Origin of the sequence: Streptomyces sp. NPDC002742 (assembly GCF_042888885.1) — a bacterium.
GTDB lineage: Bacteria > Actinomycetota > Actinomycetes > Streptomycetales > Streptomycetaceae > Streptomyces.
This window is the reverse complement of sequence record NZ_JBIAQF010000006.1, coordinates 83,947-102,822: the sequence shown is the minus strand read 5'-3', so window position 1 is coordinate 102,822 and position 18,876 is coordinate 83,947. Positions and strand designations below refer to the sequence as shown.

The window sequence follows — 18,876 nt, the reverse complement described above, 5'->3', positions numbered from 1 at the left end:
GCCTCCGCTCAGAGCGCGCGCATCCCACGGGCCGGGGCTCGGACTACTCGCCGGGGTGGGCGAGTTCGATGTGGTGGTCGTCCACGCCGCCGCCGCCGACGGTCAGCGCGGTCGCCACCGGCGGGTAGCCCGCCGCGATGACGGTGTACTCGCCGCCGTCCAGATCGGTGAAGGCGTACGCGCCGTCGCTGCCGGTCCTGGCCGTGCCGACCACGTTGCCGGCCGCGTCCACCAGCGTCACGCGGGCGTCCGACAGCGGGCCGTGCGGCGCCCGTACGACACCCTGGAGCTGGGCACCCGCGTCGAGGTCGACCTCGACCCGGGTGACCCCGGTGCCGCCGACCTCGACGGGCAGGGCCCGCGGCCGGTGGCCCGCGGCGTTCACCGCGACCGTCACGACGCCGGGCACCAGCTCGGCGAAGGCGAACTCGCCCTGCTCACCGGTGGCTCCGGAAGCCAGCACATCACCGCGGACGTCGGTCACGACGACCATCGCGTCCTTGACCGGGGTGGCGCCCTCGGCGGCCCGGACGACACCGCTCAGCCCGCTGGTGCCGCTCAGCAGGATGTCGTACGCGAGCGGCTCGTCGTTCACGACGATCGTCGAGGCCTGCGGCTGGAAGCCGTCGGCGGAGGCGATCAGGACGTACGAGCCCACACCGGGCGCGTCCACCGCGTAGGAGCCGTCGGCCTGCGCGACCGAGCGGCCGAGCTGGCGTCCCGCGGGTGAGATCAGCGTGACCGCTGCCTGCGGCACGGGCGCGCTCTCGGCGCCGCGGACCTGACCGTGCACCCTGATCCCGCCCGACGCGGGCTGCGGGGCGCTCTCCCGCGTCGCGGTGGCGACCGCGGCGAGCCGCTGCGTGCCCTCGGGGGCGGTCTCGAAGGCGGTCTCGAAGGCGGCTTCGGTGGTGGCGACGGCGGGGGCGAGGGCCGCCGTGGCCGCGGCCTCGACCGCTTCGGCGACGGGTGCCTCGGTGGCGGGAGCCTCGGTGACCGGGGTTCCGGCCCGCTCCGCGGCGGCCTGCGCCATCGCGCCGGACGTCCGCAGCGGGACCTCCTTGATGAACAGCACGATGAGGAAGGCGACCAGCGCCATGCCGGCGGCGATCAGGAAGACGTCCGCGATGCCGTGGCCGTACGCGCTCTCCATCACGGTGCGCAGCGGCGCGGGCAGCTTGTCCATGTCCGGGATGCTGGAGCTGGAGTCCGAACCGGAGCCCAGGGCCGCGTACTTGGGGCCGAGGTCGGTCAGCCCGTCCTTCACGTAGTGGGTGATCCGGTTGGCCATGACCGCGCCGAGCGCGGAGACACCGATCGCACCGCCGAGGGAACGGAAGAACGTCACCGTGGAGCTCGCCGAGCCCAGGTCGGACGGCGCCACCTGGTTCTGCGTGGAGAGCACCAGGTTCTGCATCATCATGCCGACGCCGAGGCCCAGCAGCGCCATGAAGATCGCGATGTGCCAGTACGTCGTGTCGTAGCGGATCGTGCCGAGCAGGCCGAGGCCGGCGGTGACCAGGAAGCCACCGCTGACGAGCCAGTACTTCCACCGTCCGGTCTTGGTGATGACCTGGCCGGAGACCGTGGAGGAGATGAACAGGCCACCGATCATCGGGATCGTCATGACGCCCGACATCGTCGGGGACTTGTCCCGCGCCAGCTGGAAGTACTGGCTGAAGAAGACCGTGCCGGTGAACATCGCGACACCCACGAAGAGCGAGGCGAGGGAGGAGAGGGTGATCGTGCGGTTGCGGAACAGCCGCAGCGGGATGATCGGCTCGCTGGCCCTGGACTCGACGAGGACGAACAGCAGACCGAGGACGATCGCGCCGGCGACCATCGTGTACGTCTGCCACGAGACCCAGTCGTACTTGTCACCGGCGAAGGTGACCCACAGGAGCAGCAGGGAGACCGCGGCGGAGATGAAGAACGCGCCGGCCCAGTCGACCTTCACGTCCCGCTTCACGACGGGCAGGTGCAGGGTCTTCTGCAGCACGATCAGCGCGATGACCGCGAACGGCACACCGACGTAGAAGCACCAGCGCCAGCCGAGCCAGCTCGTGTCGGTGATGACACCGCCGAGCAGCGGACCGCCGACGGTCGCGACGGCGAACGTCGCGCCCAGGTAGCCGGAGTAGCGCCCGCGCTCACGCGGGGAGATCATCGCGGCCATCACGATCTGCGCGAGGGCGGACAGACCGCCGACGCCGACGCCCTGGACCACACGGCACGCGATGAGCATGCCGGGGTTCTGGGACAGACCGGCGGCGGCCGATCCCAGCACGTAGATGATGAGCGCTATCTGTACGAGCGCCTTCTTGCTGTACAGGTCGGAGAGCTTGCCCCACAGGGGCGTGGTCGCGGTCATGGCCAGCAGAGAGGCCGTGACGACCCAGGTGTAGGCGGACTGGCCGCCGCCCAGGTCGCCGATGATCTCGGGGAGCGCGTTGGTGACGATCGTCGACGACAGGATCGCGACGAACATGCCGAGCAGCAGCCCGGAGAGCGCCTCCATGATCTGCCGGTGCGTCATCGGAGCGCCCTCGGCGGCTCCGTGCTTGGCGTGAGAGCCCCGCACACCGGCTGGTGTGGTCGTAGCCATGGGCTTCCTTTTCTTACGTGCTTACGCGGGTGTACGGGTGGTCGGTTCTGATACGTCTGTCTATGTCTGTCGCGTACGGGGGAGGGTGCGCGGGCGTCCGCTGCGGTGAGCGGCAGTCGCCGAAGCTCTCGCGCAGCCGGCCCATCAGCTCGATGAGCAGACCGACCTCGTGGTCGGACCAGTGGCTCAGCCGGTCGGCGAGCAGTCGCGACGTACGCAGGGAGAGCTCGTCGAGCTGCTCCTGGCCGGCGTCGGTGAGGCGCAGGATGCGTGAGCGCTTGTCGGCCGGGTCGGGGGACCGCTCTATCCAGCCCCGTTCGGCGACATGCGCGACATGGCGGCTGGTCACCGACATGTCCACGGAGAGCAGCTCCGCGAGCCTGCTCATCCGCATCTCGCCGTACCGGCCGAGCAGTGTGAGCACGGCCGCGGAGCCTCCGGGGCACTCCGGCGGCAGGATCCGCCCCATGTCCCTCTTCACGGCACCGATGGCGCTGAGCTGACGAGCCAGTTCCTCGTACTGCGCCTGCTCGGCCATCACACCCCCCGTATTCGTTGCTTAGGGCAACCATAAAGAAGTTGGTTGCCGCAGGCAAACGAGTTGAGGGCTCGGGTGATAAAAACTTGGCAAAGGCAAGTATTGGCGAACGTAAACTTGCAGGTGGGGATGGGAGTGCGATGAACGTGCGCGGTCATGTCACGACCGGTGTGTGATCGGTGCGATCGGCGCGAGGGGGCAGCCCGGCGCTCGGGCGGGCGATCGGTGTGAAGGGGCAGCCCGGGGCCAGGGCGGCCGATCGGTGAAGGGGGGCAGGGCGCCGGGCGGGTGATCGGTGTGAAGGGGGGCAGGGCGCCGGGGGCCGGGGAGGCGATCGGTGTGAAGGGGAGCCGGGTGCCGGGCGGGTGATCGGTGTGAAGGGGAACCCGGCACTTGGGCGGCTCCCGCGTATTCGCTAGGGTCCGGCCTATGGCAAACACCCAGGGCCCCGAGGGCAACTACGACCCCGCGGGCAGCACCCAAATGTTCCGTGCGTTCGTCGACGAGGCCCCCCAGGGCCGGCAGCAGCAGGCGGCCGCTCCCGCGGGTCCCCGCGTCGGCCTGATCGTCGGCATCGTTCTCGCCGTCGCGGTCGTCGCCGCGGTGGCCTGGCTCGCCCTCATGTAAGAGAGCGGGACCACGTGACCGGGCTGGGTCACGCGACCCGGCCGAGGTGCGCGACCCGGCAAGGGCGTGTAACCCGGTGGGGGCGCGTAACCCGGTAGGGCCACGGCTCTACTTCCACTGGACGGACACGTCCCGCGTCTCGATGTGCATTCCCAGCGGCACCCGCCACGCATCGACGCACACCGTCCAGGTCCCGCTCTTCTTCGCGCCGGCGGCTATCGGCGCGGGAAGGGCCTCGGCCGACCGGATCGTCGCCCAGTCGATCCCGAGCGCCCCGATGATGTGCGTCCCGAGCGTCACTGTGCCCGAACGCACCTCCGTACCACCGGTGTTGACGAAGGAGACGGTCACCTTCTCGCACCACCGCCGATCGGTGGCCGCGCGCGAGGGGGCACCGACGCCGAGCACGGCCGGCCCGGCACTCGCCGTCGCCCCGGGCGCGGTCGGTGACGCGGAGGAATCTCCCGAACTCCCGCCCGCACGGCCGGAGTCACCGCCGGAGGACGAACCGGAGGACGAAGAGGACCCGCCGCCGTCTCCGGCCCCGGTGTCTCCCGGACCACCCGTCCCGGCTCCGGGGCCGCCCTCGCCGGTACCCGAGCCTCCCGGGCCGGCGGTCCGCGCCGCCGAGGCTTCCGGGTCGCCTGCGCCGTCACCCCAGGACCCGCCCGGACCGGCGGTCGACATCGTCTTCCCGGTGCCGGAACTCCCCTTGCTTCCGGACGAGTCGGTGCCGCCCGTGGCAGTACCGTCCAGTGGCACCAGGGACACCTCGCCCGAAGGGGCCGCCACCCCCGACGCCGGTGGGGAGCCGCCCGCGGCCCCGACGGCGACGTAGCCGCCGCTTCCGCCGCTTCCGCACGAGGCCAGCGCTCCGCCCAGACACAGCACAACCGCCGAGGCGCCCACCAGGGCGCCTCGACGACCGCGTATCGACTCGTGACGCATCGCGCCAGTGTGGCTGACGACCCGTCAATTATGAACCCCGCGTGGGGCGGTCAGTCGGAGATGAGGCCTTCCCGTAGCTGGGCCAGGGTGCGGGTGAGGAGGCGGGAGACGTGCATCTGTGAGATGCCGACCTCCTCGCCGATCTGCGACTGGGTCATGTTCGCGAAGAAACGGAGCATGATGATCCGGCGTTCGCGGGGCGGCAGCTTGGCGAGCAGCGGCTTGAGCGACTCGCGGTACTCCACGCCCTCCAGCGCGGTGTCCTCGTAGCCGAGGCGGTCCGCGAGGGAGCCCTCGCCGCCGTCGTCCTCGAGCGCGGGCGAGTCGAGCGACGACGCCGTGTACGCGTTGCCGACGGCGAGGCCGTCGACCACGTCCTCCTCGGACACCCCGAGAACGGCGGCGAGTTCGGCGACCGTCGGAGAACGGTCGAGCTTCTGCGAGAGCTCGTCGCTGGCCTTGGTGAGGGCGAGTCGCAGCTCCTGGAGTCGGCGCGGAACGCGGACCGACCAGGAGGTGTCGCGGAAGAACCGCTTGATCTCGCCGACGACCGTCGGCATCGCGAAGGTCGGGAACTCGACGCCGCGCTCGCAGTCGAAGCGGTCGATCGCCTTGATCAGGCCGATGGTGCCGACCTGGACGATGTCCTCCATCGGCTCGTTGCGGGAGCGGAAGCGGGCCGCCGCGTACCGGACGAGCGGGAGGTTGAGCTCGATGAGGGTGTCCCGGACGTAGCCACGCTCCGGGCTGTTCTCGGCGAGTGCGGCGAGCCGCAGGAAGAGGGAGCGGGACAGGGTCCGGGTGTCGATGGCGCCCGAGGACTCGGGGACCAGAGCGGCTACCGGAGCCTCGGCGGCAGGGACATCGTGAAGCGCGGCGTGCGCCTCGGGCGCTGCGTCGCTCTTCGTGAGCGTGAGCACCTTCGAGCTGCCCTGATCTGCGGACATGCCACCCCCTTTGGGTCGCGGACGGTCGCGGCAGTCGCTCCCGTCGGAGGAACGCAGCCTCCACCTGAATACCGGAGGCGAGGCCGCGGCAAACGCGCTTCCGGCAGAATGTCACATGTCGGCAACACGCTGTAGAGACTTGTCGACATGTAGAGGGTGGATCAGCCCTGGAAGGAGGGGGTCTGACGGCGTTTCAGCGCTCAACTGCCGGAAAATGTGACCTTGAGCGATTCGCTCTTTTCGGTTACGCCTCGATCCTGTTTGCGGATCGAAGTCGCGCGAAGCTGCGGGCGAGCAGCCTTGACACATGCATCTGGGAGACTCCCAGCTCGGCGCTGATCTGTGACTGGGTGAGGTTGCTGTAGTAGCGGAGCAGCAGGATCCGCTGCTCGCGTTCGGGCAGTTGTACGAGCAAATGCCGTACGAGGTCGCGGTGTTCGACTCCGTCGAGCGCGGGGTCCTCGTAGCCCAGCCGGTCGAGCAGTCCTGGCAGGCCGTCACCCTCCTGGGCCGCTTCGAGGGAGGTCGCGTGGTACGACCGGCCCGCCTCGATGCAGGAGAGCACCTCCTCCTCGCCGATGCGCAGCCGTTCGGCGATCTCCGCGGTGGTGGGCGAGCGTCCGAAGGCGGTCGTCAGGTCCTCGGTCGCGCTGTTCACCTGCACCCACAGCTCGTGCAGCCGGCGCGGTACGTGGACGGTGCGAACGTTGTCACGGAAGTACCGTTTGATCTCGCCCACGACCGTCGGCATCGCGAAGGTCGGGAACTGCACGCCGCGGTCCGGGTCGAAGCGGTCGATGGCGTTGATCAGGCCGATGGTGCCGACCTGGACCACGTCCTCCATCGGCTCGTTGCGGGAGCGGAAGCGGGCCGCCGCGTACCGGACGAGCGGAAGGTTCGCCTCGATGAGGGCGCCGCGGACCCGGTTGTGCTCGGGGGTGCCCGGTTCCAGCACCTTGAGTTCACCGAAGAGCACCTGTGTGAGGGCCCGGGTGTCGGCACCGCGACGCCGTTCCTGCGTGACCTCCTGGACCGGTGCGGGGCCGGGTGTGGGGCCGGGCGCGGGGTCCTGCGCGGGGCTCGGTTCGAGGGTGGCCGCCGAAGTGGCGGTGGGGCCGGACTCGGGGCGGGGTGCGGGGCCGGGCGTGAGAGTGGCCGTGGAACCGGCTGTGTGGCCGCCTGCGGGGTTCGGAGCGCTCGGTGCGGTGATCGCTGCCGTGGACTGCGCCGGGGGCGAGGGGGAGGGCGGGACGGGCGTGAGGGCCGGTGCCTGGGCCTTGGCCGGGGCTTCCTCCTGGGGCGGCGCAGTACTGGCCGACACGGTCAACGCCACCTCTTCATTCGTCAACGATCCGTCAACGTATCTGTCAACTCATCCGTCAAAAGCGGTCATAGCATCACAAGACATGTGCACTGTGTGCAAGCACCGCATAACGCCGTGTTGGAGGTGAGTTGGAGGTGAGTTGGGGCGGAAGACGCCAAAAACCCCTGACCGGTTGCGGTCAAGGGCTTGGAAAAAGAGTGCGATCAAAAATGGTCAGAACGGGTAGTCGGCGATCACCCAAGTGGCGAACTCTCGCCAGAGCGCGACACCGGCCACATGTGCCGGGTGTTCCAGGTAACGCTTGAGGGCGTCGGCGTCATCGACGGCGGCGTTGATCGCGAAGTCCACCGCGACGGGCCGGTCGCTGATGTTCCACTCGCACTCCCAGACCCGCAGTTCGGGGATCCGGTCGCCGAGCGCACGGAAGGCGGCGACGCCCTCGACGACGCGGGGCTCGTCACGCCGGACACCGTCGTTGAGCTTGAAGAGGACCAGATGGCGGATCACGGGCACTCCCTGGTGGTGAGGTGGTTCTTCGCTCGGTCGCGTCCGTGTTCGGCCGCGCCGGGCTCCGTAGCGACTGTTCGGCGCCGGGTGTGCGGAATTCCCGGCGCGCGGATTCCTGACGCTCGGCTTCCCGGTGCGGGGATGCCTGGCGTGTGGATGCCTGACGTGCGGATTCCTGGCGGGCCGACGTCGGTGGTCGGCGTCAGTTCTTCGCCCCGTCGGCGATCCAGGTCATGAAGTCTCCGATCGCCCCGGCGGCGTTCGATATGCCCTCGAACGCTATCTGGACGTAGTCGGCGGCCTTGGCCGGATCGGTGATGATCACGTAGAGCGCGAAGACCACGAGCACGTAGATGGCGATCTTCTTCGTATTCACCGCCATGGCGGCCTCCCCTGTGACTGCTGTGCCCGTGGGCCCCCTGCTGCCGGCGGTGAGTGTAACCTTCACGCCGCCTTTGGGGACCAACGGCCCGCTGGTCGAGGACTTTTGCCGGGCCCGACCGGCGCTCCCGCGGTCCAGGATGGAAGGGAGCCCCGGCGGGATCCGACAAGGAGTCCACGGGGCGCGGAGGGCCCAGCTACGGGGTCCGCGCCGCCCGACTTTCCCCCGAGACGGCGACGTGGACCTACGGGCCCCTTCCAGGGGGAAGCGGTCGCCCCCGATGCGCCGCTTCCCCCTCCTCCGTGGGAGCGGTGAACCCTTTCGGGTGCGGATGAGCCCCGGCTGCCGAGCGGCGCCGGGGCTCATCCGCGTCCTGGCCCGGTACGCCACCCAGCCTTCCGGAACGCACGAAGGGCCGGGATCCGCGGTGGTGACGGGAGCGCCGTCGTCACGGCTGAAGCCGCGGAGGTCTCGGCAGTCCTCCAGTTGTCATCAAGTGTTCGAGAATTCTCAAGAATCCGTACAACCGTTCCTCGTTCTCGTGAGTCTCCGCACGCGGGTCAGACAGACTCCAACGAACCTTTGTGCCCACGTGGCCCCATTGAACGTGAGGCGCTCAGTCCGATTGAGGATCGCGCATGCGTATTCGTGCAAGCCTGGCCGCCGCGACCGTGTCCGGCGTCGTGGCGCTCACCGCTCTTGCCGCTCCGGCCGCACAGGCGACGGACGTCCCGTCGCACTTCACCTCGAAGATGTCGCCGTTCACGGGCAACGCGCCGGCCGACGACAGCCAGGGCGACACCCAGATCACCAAGGTCACGGTCAACGCCAACGCGGACATCGTCGCCGGCGTGTCCAAGAAGAGCTTCAACATCTACGTGACCGCCACCGACCCGTCCGGCATCAACACCGCCGACGCCATCCTGTGGCACGGCACGAGCCTGTCCGCGGAGAACTCCGACGTGGACGGTGCCCTGGTGGCGGACCAGGCCGCCACCTGCGACAACTGGAGCGCCACGTCCGCCACCTGCAAGATCACCATCACGGCCGAGCCCGGGGACTCCGACACGGCCACGCTGTACAACAGCTTCCTGGCCGGCAAGTGGAACGTGGCCGTGTACGCCGAGGGCAACGACGGCGACTACGTCGAGAAGGACGTCTACAAGAACAGCTGGGTGAAGCGGGCCGCGAACTTCAGCGGCTTCAACGCCAGCCCCGAGCCCGTCACCAAGGGCAAGGCCATCACGGTCACCGGCACGCTCAACCGCGCGAGCTGGACCTACCTGAAGTACTACGGCTACGGCAGCCAGAGCGTCCAGCTGCAGTTCAAGAAGGCCGGCGCCAGCACCTACAGCACCGTCAAGACGATCACGAGCTCGTCCACCGGCTACCTGAAGACCACGGTGACCGCCTCGGTGGACGGCACCTGGCGCTTCCACTACGCGGGCAACAGCACCTCGTCCGTCGCGGACGCCTACGACTACGTCGACGTCCGCTGACCGAACAGGTGAGCGAAGGCCCCGGATCACTCGGGGCCTGAACAGGCAGCAGAGGCCCCGGACCGCTCCGGGGCCTTTCCTGTGCGGGCCCGACGCCGCGCCCGGCCCGGCCCGGCTGATGGGCCGGGCCGTCGAACCGCGACGGAGCAGCACGAAGGGCCCGGTTCAATGAACCGGGCCCTTCGTCTACCTGCGGTAGCGGAGGGATTTGAACCCTCGGTGACTTGCGCCACACTCGCTTTCGAGGCGAGCTCCTTCGGCCGCTCGGACACGCTACCGAGGGAGACCCTACCCCAAGGTGGGCCGTGGTCTGAAATCCGTTTCTGCGTCCCCCGGACCTTCCGCGCGGGACGCGGGCAGACGCCCGGTGAGTGCTCGGCCGGGCATGCGCCAGTCATGCGCCGGGCATGCCCGGCGCCTCTGCCGGTGAACGGTGGATGCCCCCGGGGCGGTCCGGCGCAGTGAGGGGCGTGGCAGTGAGCGACGGTGCGCGGCGGCGGTCGGTCAGCGGTCGCGGAAGAAGTCGGTGAGCAGCGAGGCGCATTCCTCGGCCAGGACGCCCTCGATCACCTCGGGCCGGTGGTTGAGCCGCCGGTCGCGGACGACGTCCCAGACGGAGCCGGTCGCGCCCGCCTTCTCGTCGCGGGCGCCGTACACCACCCGCTCGACCCGGGACTGGACGAGCGCGCCCGCGCACATCGTGCAGGGCTCCAGGGTCACGACGAGCGTGCAGCCGGACAGCCGCCACTCACCGAGCCCGGCGGCGGCCCTGCGCAGCGCCAGGACCTCGGCGTGCGCCGTCGGGTCGCCGGTGGCCTCACGTTCGTTGTGCCCGGCCGCCAGCACGGTCGTACCGTCCGGGGACAGTACGACGGCACCGACGGGAACGTCCCCGCCCTGAACCGCCAGCCGTGCCTCGTCCAGGGCGAGCCGCATCGGGGCCCGCCACCGGTCACGTACGGGATCGGGCGGCCGGGGTGCCTGGTGCGAGGTGCTCACCAGGGGAACCTAGCGGAATCCCGCCGGGTCCGACGGCGGGGACCTGCGTGCGCAGTCCCCCGCCGTCCCACCGTCCAGGCGGGCGGCGGATGGCGAACGGCGGGCGAAGACCCGGCCCGCTGGATGGGGCCGGCTCGTCGGTATGGGGGTTGGCTCGCAGGTGAAGGGCACTGGGCCCACCGCTTTCGGGTCTAGCGAACGGTCTCCAGGACCTCTGCCGCTCCCAGAGCTTCGGCGATCGTGCTGAGCGCGTCGCCTTCGTCCAGGGCCAGCAGTTCCCTCTCGTTCACTCCGAGGTCCGCGAGGATGTGGCGGTCCCCGACGGGGCTGTGCGACACGGCGTCACCGGACACGCTCCCCTGTTCCTCCTCCTCGTCGTCGGAGTCCCGGGGTTCACCGTCCTCCGTGCCGTCCAGATCGAGGGAGTCCAGGTCGGCGTCGTCGTCGCCCGGCTCCCGTCCTAGTAGTTCGTCCGTGAGCAGGATCTCGCCGTACGAGCTACGGGCGGCCGCGGCGGCGTCCGAGACGTAGATACGAGGATCCTCCTCGCCGTCCACGCGGACGACGCCGAACCACGCGTCCTCCTGCTCGATGAGTACGAGCACCGTGTCCTCGTCCGAGACTTCACGGGCCAGGTCGGTCAGATCCGACAGGGTTTCCACATCGTCGAGCTCTGTATCGCTCGCTTCCCACCCGTCTTCGGTGCGCGCGAGCAGTGCGGCGAAGTACACCGTGACTCTCCCACTGGTCATAGGCGTGCCGGTTGGGGTTCCCCCCGGCGGAGGCTATGGGCGAGGAATGCTGCTCCGAGCCCCGCCCACTCGGAATCGTGGCAGAAACAGAGCGTTCAGGGGATGTCTTCGGCCTGCTGTGTCTGCCTCTTTTGATCGCTAACAGCGGATCGTACGCGGCTGCCCGCGCCGTGCAGGCGCCTCCCCGCCCGTCGCGTCCACCACACGGCCCCTCGCGACGCGGGCGTGGCCGGGCCCAACAGCGGCCCGGCGACCGGTTTTCCCCCGGCGTGCCGCCGACTGCCGTGCGGGCGAGTCCCCGCCTCACGGCGGCCGTGCCACCGGGGGCGGCGCGGGCGCACCGCCGATCTTCGCGCGGGCGTGGCGGCAACGGCCGTCTGGAGGAGTGCGGCCGACTCTCCCGTGGGCGTGTTGGCCACGGGGGCGGCGGGCTCGTCCGCGACGGTCCGTCGCCGGCGCCGCGGTCCTGCGTCACGGCGCCGCGGTCCTGACGACGGCGCTCCCGTGGCACTGGGACCAAGGTTCTGCGGTCCGACGATGGCGCTCCGGCGGCCCTGGGACCTCAGTCCTGTGGGCGGCCTCGGCCGAGGTCGCCCACTACCAGCGGAACGTGCGCATGCGCATCGCGTGGCGCAGCCGGGCGGTCTTGGCGCGGCGGGGCTGGACCCGGTCGCGCAGCTCGCGCGCCTCGGTCAGGTCGCGCAGGAACTGGGCCCGTCGCCTCCTGCGCTCGGCGTCGCTCTCCAGCCGCTCGGAGGTCTCCTCTTCCGGGTTCCGCATACGCACACCACCCCAGGTCCGTCCCTCCCACCTTCCCTCCGATGGACGGTTTGATGCCAGTGGACGGGTGATGCCGGACGGCGCCCCTTGCCGGGCGGGTCGGTGCCGGGCGGGTCAGTGGCAGGCGGCGGGAGCCCGGCTACTGTTGTGGACATGCGTCTTCACGTCGTCGACCACCCCTTGGTCGCCCATAAGCTCACCACCCTGCGCGACCAGCGCACCGACTCCGCGACCTTCCGGCGGCTGGCCGACGAGCTGGTCACCCTGCTCGCCTACGAGGCCACCCGTGACGTGCGCACGGAGCAGGTCGACATCGTGACCCCGGTCTCCCCGACCACTGGCGTCAAGCTCTCCTACCCGCGCCCGCTCGTGGTGCCGATCCTGCGCGCCGGCCTCGGCATGCTCGACGGAATGGTCCGGCTGCTGCCGACCGCCGAGGTGGGCTTCCTGGGCATGGTGCGCGACGAGGAGACGCTTCAGGCCTCCACGTACGCCACTCGTATGCCGGACGACCTGTCCGGCCGTCAGGTGTACGTCCTGGACCCGATGCTGGCCACCGGCGGCACGCTCGTCGCCGCGATCCAGGAGCTGATCAAGCGCGGCGCCGACGACGTCACCGCCGTGGTGCTGCTCGCCGCCCCGGAGGGTGTCGAGCTCATGGAGCGCGACCTGGCGGGCACGCCGGTCACCGTCGTCACGGCCTCGGTCGACGAGCGTCTGAACGAGCACGGCTACATCGTGCCGGGTCTCGGCGATGCCGGGGACCGGATGTACGGGGCCGCCGAGTAACTCCGCGGCGACGGTGCAGCCGCCCGCCGAGTGACTCCGCAGCCACTGCGGGGTCGCCCGGAGTCAGCGGTTCTCAGCGGTTCTTCCGCGAGCGCGACGGCGGAGCCGGCGGCTCCTGCCCGTGAGCGACCCCGGAGTCGGCGGCTCTTCCTTCGAGCCCGGCTCCGGGGGCAGCGGCTTCTTCCGGGAGCGGTCCCGGAGTCAGCAGCTCTTCTTCGAGGTGGTGGGTGCCGGTTCGGGCTGAGCCAGGACGGTCAGCGCCTTGTCGGCATCCGCCTTCTTCGTCAGCGTCTTGAAACCGGTGCCGATGATGAGGTCGACCGTGGTGGCCTGGGCGCGGCCGTCGGTCTTCAGCTGGGCACCGGGGAGCTGGGTGTTGAGGACGGGCAGCGCGGCCTGGTCGGCGGCCTTGGCGCCGAGCAGCAGCCCGGCGCCCGTGACCTTCTTGTCGTAGGCGGCCGTCGCGTTGCCCACGTCGCCGATCTTGAAGCCGCGCTTCTTCAGCTCGTCCGCCGTCTGCTTGGCGAGCCCGCTGCGGGGCGTCGCGTTGAAGACGTTCACTGTGATCTGGGCGGGCTTGGGCAGCGTGGCGGCCACGGCGGCGGCCGTGGAGGGCTTCGCCGAGGGCGTGACCTTCGTGGCGCAGTCCGCCTTGGTGCCCGCGGCAGAGGCCTTGCTGCCGCCCGTGTAGATGTCGATGAGTTGCAGGGTCCCCCACCCGACCAGACCGAGTGCGGTGACGGAAGCGACGCTCACCAACACGAACTTGCGACGCCCACGGGGTCGGCGCATCCGCGGGTACTTGTCCCCCGTGATCCGATACTGGCCACCCATGCCAGGGGGAGTAAGCATGCTCATGGGCGCAGCGTAGTGCGCCGGGGCGCCAATGCCTACTAGATGATCATTGCCCGGCGTTCAGTTCAACCCATTGGGGTCAAGCCGTGGCCATTAGTCCAGTTCAAGAACGCGCGCGTGCAGCACCTGACGCTGCTGGAGCGCGGCGCGGACGGCGCGGTGCAGGCCGTCCTCCAGGTACAGATCGCCCTGCCACTTGACGACGTGGGCGAAGAGGTCGCCGTAGAAGGTGGAGTCCTCGGCGAGGAGGGTCTCCAGGTCCAGCTGGCCCTTGGTCGTCACGAGCTGATCGAGGCGGACCGGGCGCGGCGCGACGTCCGCCCACTGCCGGGTGCTTTCCCGGCCGTGGTCGGGGTACGGCCGGCCGTTTCCGATGCGCTTGAAGATCACACGGAAAGCCTACCGGTCAAGACCTTCCGGGCGCAGCCATGGCGACGGAGTGCGACGCTGGAAAAGATGTCGTAAATCCTTGCAAATCGGGAACAGGGGTCTGATATGAGTGACAGCGAGACCATGCCGTCGGCTGCCGCTGAGACCGTTTCCGAGCGGGTGGCCGGCGCCCCCGCGCTCCCGCGTGAAGCCCTGGAGATCGCCGCCGGCTACGCCTTCGCGGGTCCGGCCCTCGATCTCGGCGCGCTGCTCTGGGACGGGACCTGCCTGCCCGACGCGCAGATCCGCATCCCGTTGCCGATGCTCAACCGGCACGGCCTGGTCGCGGGCGCCACCGGCACCGGCAAGACCAAGACGCTCCAGCTGATCGCCGAGCAGCTGTCGGCCCAGGGCGTCCCCGTCTTCCTCGCCGACGTCAAGGGTGACGTCTCCGGGATCTCGGCGCCGGGCGAGCCGGGGAAGAAGGTCCAGGAGCGGGCCCGGGAGGTCCACCAGGAATGGACACCGGGCGGCTGTCCGGCGGAGTTCTACGCGCTCGGCGGCCTCGGCCACGGCATTCCCGTACGCGCCACGGTCACCAGCTTCGGGCCGGTGCTGCTGTCCAAGGTGCTCCAGCTCAACCGGACCCAGGAGCAGTCGCTCGGCCTGATCTTCCACTACGCCGACCAGAAGGGCCTGGAACTGGTCGACCTCAAAGACCTGCGCGCGGTCGTCGCTTTTCTGACCTCGGACGAGGGCAAGCCGGAACTGAAGGGGATCGGCGGTCTTTCCACCGCCACGGCGGGCGTCATCCTGCGCTCCCTCACGGCCTTCGAGGCACAGGGCATGAGCCCCTTCTTCGGGGAGCCGGAGTTCGACACGAGCGAGCTGACGCGTACGACGCCGGACGCCCGGGGTGTGGTGTCGGTCCTCGAACTGCCCGCTGTACAGGACAGACCGCAGCTCTTCTCGACGTTCCTGATGTGGCTGCTCGCCGATCTCTTCCACGACCTCCCGGAAGTCGGCGACGTGGACAGGCCGAAGCTCGTCTTCTTCTTCGACGAGGCCCATCTGCTCTTCGGCGACGCGTCGAAGGCCTTCCTGGACTCGATCACGCAGACCGTCCGGCTCATTCGCTCGAAAGGGGTCGGCGTCTTCTTCGTGACGCAGACGCCGAAGGACGTTCCGGGGGATGTCCTCGCCCAGCTCGGCAACCGCGTCCAGCACGCGCTGCGCGCCTTCACCCCGGACGACCAGAAGGCGCTGAAGGCCACCGTGAAGACGTTCCCCGACTCCCCGTACGACCTCGAAGAGGTCCTCATGGGCCTGGGCACCGGCGAGGCCGTGGTCACCGTGCTGAGCGAGAAGGGTGCTCCGACGCCGGTCGCGGTGACCCGGCTGCGCGCGCCGCGGTCGCTGATGGGGCCGCTGGAGGCGGGCGCGCTCGATCAGGCGGTGAACGAGTCGCCGTTGTACGGGCGGTACGCGCACGCGGTGGACAGGGAGTCGGCGTACGAGAAGCTGACGGCGGGACGGACCGGCGACGGGCCGGCCCCCGGGGCGCGGGCACCCTCGTCGCCTCCGGCGCGGCCGGGGCCGGCGCCCGAGGCCGCCGGCCCCGGGGGCCGGAGCCGTCCCAGGGAGGACGCCTCCGTCGTCGAACAGGTCGTCGGCAGCGGGCTGTTCAAGTCCCTGGCCCGGTCGGTGGGTACGCAGATCGGGCGGGAGATCACCCGATCGATCTTCGGGACGGCACGGAAGCGGCGCTGATTCCAGCCTCTCGGGCGCTCGCGGAGCGAGGGTCCGGGGCGCTGGAGCGGCCTTGAGAGGGCGCCGCCCGCGCAGTGAGGGAGGGGTCCCCTGCCCGGGGAGGGAAGAGCCCGGCCGGGACAGGGGGACCTGTGTTCTGGCGGGTGGGAGCACGGTGCCGGGAGTGGGGGATCACCGGCCCCGCGAAGGCCCACTCCATAGGCACCTGCTGGTCCAGCAGCATGCCGACCAGGGCCGCGAGAGGGCTGCGGCCGAGCAGCTCGTCGGCCTCGGGCTGCTGGGAGAGGTGAAGCCTGACGTCCATGGATCGATGATCTCGCGTGCGGAGGCGGGACGCTCGGCCGTGGCCGCCCGGATTCACCGGTCCTCACCCCCGGAAGGACGATCCCGGAGAGACTAAGTTAGGTTAGCCTAACCTGACGCGAGTGAGGATGGATCGTGACCGCCGAGATCTACCGTGACACCTGGGGCATCCCGCACCTGCGCGCCGGCAGCGCACGTGAACTCGCCCACGCCCAGGGCCGGGTCACGGCCCGGGACCGGGCCTGGCAGCTGGAAGTGGAACGGCACCGCTCCCAGGGCACCTCGGCCGCGTTCCTCGGCGCGGAGTCCGTCGGCTGGGACCGCTTCGCACGACAGGCCCGGCTCGACGACACCGCGCGACGCTGCTTCGAGGCACTGGAGGAGCGGGACCCCGAGACCGCCGCGTGGGTCGTCGCGTACGTCGACGGGGTCAACGCCGGACTGGCCGAAGGGGCCGCCCGCGCGCCCGGGTTCACGGCGAGCGGGCTCACTCCCGGACGCTGGGAACCGTGGAGTCCGCTGGGAGTCTGGCTCGGCACGCACATCCTCTTCGCCGGGTTCCCCGCCAAGCTGTGGCGCGAGGAGGCCGTACTGCGGCTGGGCCCGGAAGCGGTCGGCCTGTTCGCCATGGACGGGCCGGGCACGGCCGGGAGCAACGGATGGCTGGTGAGCGGGGAACGCACCGCCACCGGACAGGCGCTGATCGCCGGTGACCCGCACCGCTTCATCGAGGACCCCGGCGTCTACCAGCAGATCCACCTCTCCTGCCCGGAGTTCGACGTCGTCGGCCTCGCCGTCCCCGGCGTTCCCGGCATCGCCCACTTCGCCCACACCGGAACCGTCGCCTGGGCGATCACCAACGCGATGGCCGACTACCAGGACCTCTACCGGGAGCGGCTGCGACGCGTGGACGCCGGGGAAGGCGCCGGAGACGGACCGGCTGTCGAGGCCCTCGGTCCCGACGGCGTGTGGCGGGCCGCGGCACGGCACGTGGAGCGGGTGGAGGTGGCCGGCGGTGAACCCGTCGAGGTCGAGGTGATCGAGACGGCACGCGGTCCCGTGGTGATCGGGGGCGTCGGCGCCGAGGAGTCCGTCAGTCTCCGCTACCCGCCCCGCGTGACACGGGACCTCGGCTTCGGCGCGCTCCTCCCGCTGCTGCGCGCCCGCCGGGTCGCCGACGTGGACCGGGCGTTCGACGCCTGGGCCGAGCCGGTGAACGTCGTGCAGGCCGCCGACACCGAGGGCGGAGTGCTGCACCGCGTCGCGGGCAGGGTCCCGGTCCGCGCCACGGCCGGCCGCACCCGGGTGGTGCCCGCCTGGGAGGCCGGACACGAGTGGACCGGATGGCACGAGATGCCGTACGGCCCGGTCGACGACGGCCTCGCCGTGATGGCGAACCAACGCGGTCCCGCGGCCCCGCTCGGCGTCGAGTTCGCGCCGCCGCACCGCGCCGCCCGCATCCGACAACTGCTCGACGCGGGCACGAAGTGGTCGGCGCGGGACATGCGGGCCATCCACATGGACACCCATCTCGCCTCCGCAGCAGCCCTGTTGGACCGATTGCCCGCACTGGAACTCTCCGCTGCCGCCGCCGGGATCAGGGACCGACTCCTGCGCTGGAACCGCCACATGGACGCCGACAGCCGCACGGCGGCGCTGTACGCGCGAGTACGCGGCGCCGTCGTACGACGGCTCGCGGCCCACCCCGCCCTGGCCGTGCTGGCCGAGCCGCCCGCCCACCCGGCCGTCTTCCTGCCCTGGCTCGCCCTCACCCCGCGCGTCGCATTCGCCCTCGAAAATCTGCTGACCGCACGGGAGTTGTACGGCGTCGACCGCGACGACGTGCTGCGCGCGGCCGTCGAGGAGGTGGCCGCCCGGCCCGGGGCAAGCACCTGGGGCGACACCCATCGCCTCGCCCCCTGGCGAGCGCTCACCGACACCGCGTACGACGAACCGGCCCTGTCCGGCGACAACGACTGCGTCCTGTCCACCTCGTCGGTGCCCGGACTGACCGACCTGAGCGCCCGCGGATCCGCCGCCCGGTACGTCTGGGACCTCGCCGAACGGGACAACAGCCTCTGGGTGGTCCCGTTCGGGGCCGACGGCGTTCCCGGAACGGCCCACCACCGCGACCAACTCCCCTTGTGGCTCAAGGGAGATCTCGCCCCGGTGATCACCGACTGGAACACGCTGACCAAGGAGAGCGATGAGAGCGACGAGAGCGACGAGAGCTATGGCCACCGCGACGTACGGCGGCGCCCGTGAGGCCGTTCACGAGCGGCGGGTCGACGGGTTCGGCACGGTCCGGGTGCTGCCCGTGGACCCGCACGCCGACCTCGACGTCCTGCACGGCTGGGTCACCGAGGAGCGGGCCGCCTACTGGGGCATGACCGGGTTCACGAAGCAGCAGGTACTGGAGACCTATCTCCACCTCGACTCGCTCGACACCCACCACGCCTTCCTCACCGTCAAGGACGGCGTACCCGCCGCGCTCTTCCAGACCTACGAGCCCGAGGCCGACCGGGTCTCCGAGTGCTACGAGGTCCTGCCCGGCGACATCGGCGTCCACCTGCTGATCGGACCCCCGGCACCCGGCGCCGCAGAGAGGCCGGGCTGGTCCTCCACGCTGCTGGCGGCGTTCCTGACGTACGCCCTGACCGGACTCGACCGGCAGCGGGCCGTGGTGGAACCCGACGCCCGCAACGCCAAGGCCATCGCCCGTCTGACCCGGCAGGGTTTCGTCCCCGCCGGGGACATCGTGCTCCCCGAGATCGACCTGCCCGAGGTCCACCTCCCCGAGAAGCACGCCCGGCTCGCCTTCCTGACACGGGAGGCCTTCGAGAAGGGTCCGACAGCGCCGAGGTGAGCCGGACGCGGCCCCC

At 70.6% G+C, this 18,876-nt stretch carries 18 protein-coding genes, 1 tRNA gene and 1 pseudogene; 6 read left to right on the top strand and 14 right to left on the bottom strand.

All coding sequences use genetic code 11. The features are described from left to right. Positions 1 to 43: 43 nt before the first annotated feature. Positions 44 to 2,605 (bottom strand): MFS transporter, encoded by a 2,562-nt coding sequence (locus ACFYW8_RS12100; RefSeq protein WP_389071426.1) that lies wholly within the window; start codon positions 2,603 to 2,605, stop codon positions 44 to 46. Positions 2,606 to 2,618: 13 nt separating this feature from the next. Beyond that, entirely contained in the window at positions 2,619 to 3,143 is a 525-nt protein-coding gene (locus ACFYW8_RS12095; protein ID WP_365869454.1) for a MarR family transcriptional regulator, read from the bottom strand. 429 nt (positions 3,144 to 3,572) lie between these two features. Between ACFYW8_RS12095 and ACFYW8_RS12090 the strand changes: the two genes are divergently transcribed. After that, entirely contained in the window at positions 3,573 to 3,770 is a 198-nt protein-coding gene (locus ACFYW8_RS12090) for a hypothetical protein (RefSeq protein ID WP_365869455.1), read from the top strand. Between the two features lie 108 nt (positions 3,771 to 3,878). Here ACFYW8_RS12090 and ACFYW8_RS12085 read toward each other — a convergent pair whose 3' ends face one another. The 5 genes from ACFYW8_RS12085 to ACFYW8_RS12065 all read right to left on the bottom strand — a co-directional run bounded on the left by ACFYW8_RS12085 (position 3,879) and on the right by ACFYW8_RS12065 (position 7,878). Beyond that, positions 3,879 to 4,718: a hypothetical protein gene (locus ACFYW8_RS12085; RefSeq protein ID WP_389071417.1), complete on the bottom strand. Its 840-nt coding sequence runs from the start codon at positions 4,716 to 4,718 to the stop codon at positions 3,879 to 3,881. 50 nt (positions 4,719 to 4,768) lie between these two features. Further along, positions 4,769 to 5,665, bottom strand: coding sequence for an RNA polymerase sigma factor SigF (locus ACFYW8_RS12080; protein WP_365869457.1), 897 nt, complete (start codon positions 5,663 to 5,665; stop codon positions 4,769 to 4,771). A gap of 244 nt (positions 5,666 to 5,909) precedes the next feature. Beyond that, complete coding sequence (locus ACFYW8_RS12075) at positions 5,910 to 6,986, bottom strand: SigB/SigF/SigG family RNA polymerase sigma factor (RefSeq protein ID WP_389071411.1); 1,077 nt, start codon at positions 6,984 to 6,986, stop codon at positions 5,910 to 5,912. A 216-nt stretch (positions 6,987 to 7,202) separates the two neighbouring features. Continuing rightward, a complete protein-coding gene (locus tag ACFYW8_RS12070) occupies positions 7,203 to 7,496 on the bottom strand; it encodes a Dabb family protein (protein ID WP_365869459.1) in 294 nt (97 codons plus the stop codon). 202 nt (positions 7,497 to 7,698) lie between these two features. Continuing rightward, positions 7,699 to 7,878: a hypothetical protein gene (locus ACFYW8_RS12065; protein ID WP_365869460.1), complete on the bottom strand. Its 180-nt coding sequence runs from the start codon at positions 7,876 to 7,878 to the stop codon at positions 7,699 to 7,701. 638 nt (positions 7,879 to 8,516) lie between these two features. Here ACFYW8_RS12065 and ACFYW8_RS12060 point away from each other — a divergent pair. Next, positions 8,517 to 9,377, top strand: a complete 861-nt coding sequence (locus ACFYW8_RS12060) for a DUF5707 domain-containing protein (protein WP_365869461.1) — start codon at positions 8,517 to 8,519, stop codon at positions 9,375 to 9,377. A gap of 193 nt (positions 9,378 to 9,570) precedes the next feature. Here ACFYW8_RS12060 and ACFYW8_RS12055 read toward each other — a convergent pair. The 4 genes from ACFYW8_RS12055 to ACFYW8_RS12040 all read right to left on the bottom strand — a co-directional run bounded on the left by ACFYW8_RS12055 (position 9,571) and on the right by ACFYW8_RS12040 (position 11,908). Next, positions 9,571 to 9,655 (bottom strand) — tRNA-Ser (locus tag ACFYW8_RS12055). Positions 9,656 to 9,881: 226 nt separating this feature from the next. Next, positions 9,882 to 10,313 (bottom strand): tRNA adenosine(34) deaminase TadA, encoded by a 432-nt coding sequence (tadA, locus tag ACFYW8_RS12050; RefSeq protein ID WP_365869594.1) that lies wholly within the window; start codon positions 10,311 to 10,313, stop codon positions 9,882 to 9,884. 254 nt (positions 10,314 to 10,567) lie between these two features. Next, positions 10,568 to 11,107, bottom strand: coding sequence for a hypothetical protein (locus ACFYW8_RS12045; RefSeq protein WP_389072498.1), 540 nt, complete (start codon positions 11,105 to 11,107; stop codon positions 10,568 to 10,570). Positions 11,108 to 11,725: 618 nt separating this feature from the next. Further along, complete coding sequence (locus tag ACFYW8_RS12040; protein WP_351551613.1) at positions 11,726 to 11,908, bottom strand: hypothetical protein; 183 nt, start codon at positions 11,906 to 11,908, stop codon at positions 11,726 to 11,728. Between the two features lie 153 nt (positions 11,909 to 12,061). Between ACFYW8_RS12040 and upp the strand changes: the two genes are divergently transcribed. Beyond that, entirely contained in the window at positions 12,062 to 12,697 is a 636-nt protein-coding gene (gene upp, locus ACFYW8_RS12035) for a uracil phosphoribosyltransferase (RefSeq protein WP_389071401.1), read from the top strand. Between the two features lie 201 nt (positions 12,698 to 12,898). On the opposite strand, the gene ACFYW8_RS12030 is transcribed toward upp, so the two are convergent. Both ACFYW8_RS12030 and ACFYW8_RS12025 read right to left on the bottom strand, forming a co-directional pair. Further along, on the bottom strand, positions 12,899 to 13,555 hold the full coding sequence (locus tag ACFYW8_RS12030; RefSeq protein ID WP_389071398.1) for a LytR C-terminal domain-containing protein: 657 nt from the start codon (positions 13,553 to 13,555) through the stop codon (positions 12,899 to 12,901). Between the two features lie 90 nt (positions 13,556 to 13,645). Next, entirely contained in the window at positions 13,646 to 13,942 is a 297-nt protein-coding gene (locus ACFYW8_RS12025; RefSeq protein ID WP_003999914.1) for a type II toxin-antitoxin system VapB family antitoxin, read from the bottom strand. A gap of 105 nt (positions 13,943 to 14,047) precedes the next feature. Between ACFYW8_RS12025 and ACFYW8_RS12020 the strand changes: the two genes are divergently transcribed. Next, positions 14,048 to 15,691, top strand: coding sequence for a helicase HerA-like domain-containing protein (locus ACFYW8_RS12020; RefSeq protein ID WP_389071391.1), 1,644 nt, complete (start codon positions 14,048 to 14,050; stop codon positions 15,689 to 15,691). 175 nt (positions 15,692 to 15,866) lie between these two features. On the opposite strand, the pseudogene ACFYW8_RS12015 reads toward ACFYW8_RS12020, so the two are convergent. Then, positions 15,867 to 15,995: pseudogene (locus ACFYW8_RS12015) on the bottom strand (Fe-S cluster assembly protein HesB); the annotation flags it as partial. 134 nt (positions 15,996 to 16,129) lie between these two features. On the opposite strand from ACFYW8_RS12015, the gene ACFYW8_RS12010 reads away from it, so the two are divergent. Continuing rightward, complete coding sequence (locus tag ACFYW8_RS12010) at positions 16,130 to 18,259, top strand: penicillin acylase family protein (RefSeq protein WP_389071388.1); 2,130 nt, start codon at positions 16,130 to 16,132, stop codon at positions 18,257 to 18,259. After that, positions 18,228 to 18,860, top strand: coding sequence for a GNAT family N-acetyltransferase (locus ACFYW8_RS12005; RefSeq protein WP_389071383.1), 633 nt, complete (start codon positions 18,228 to 18,230; stop codon positions 18,858 to 18,860). Before ACFYW8_RS12010 ends, ACFYW8_RS12005 begins: the two co-directional genes overlap by 32 nt. Positions 18,861 to 18,876: the final 16 nt, after the last annotated feature.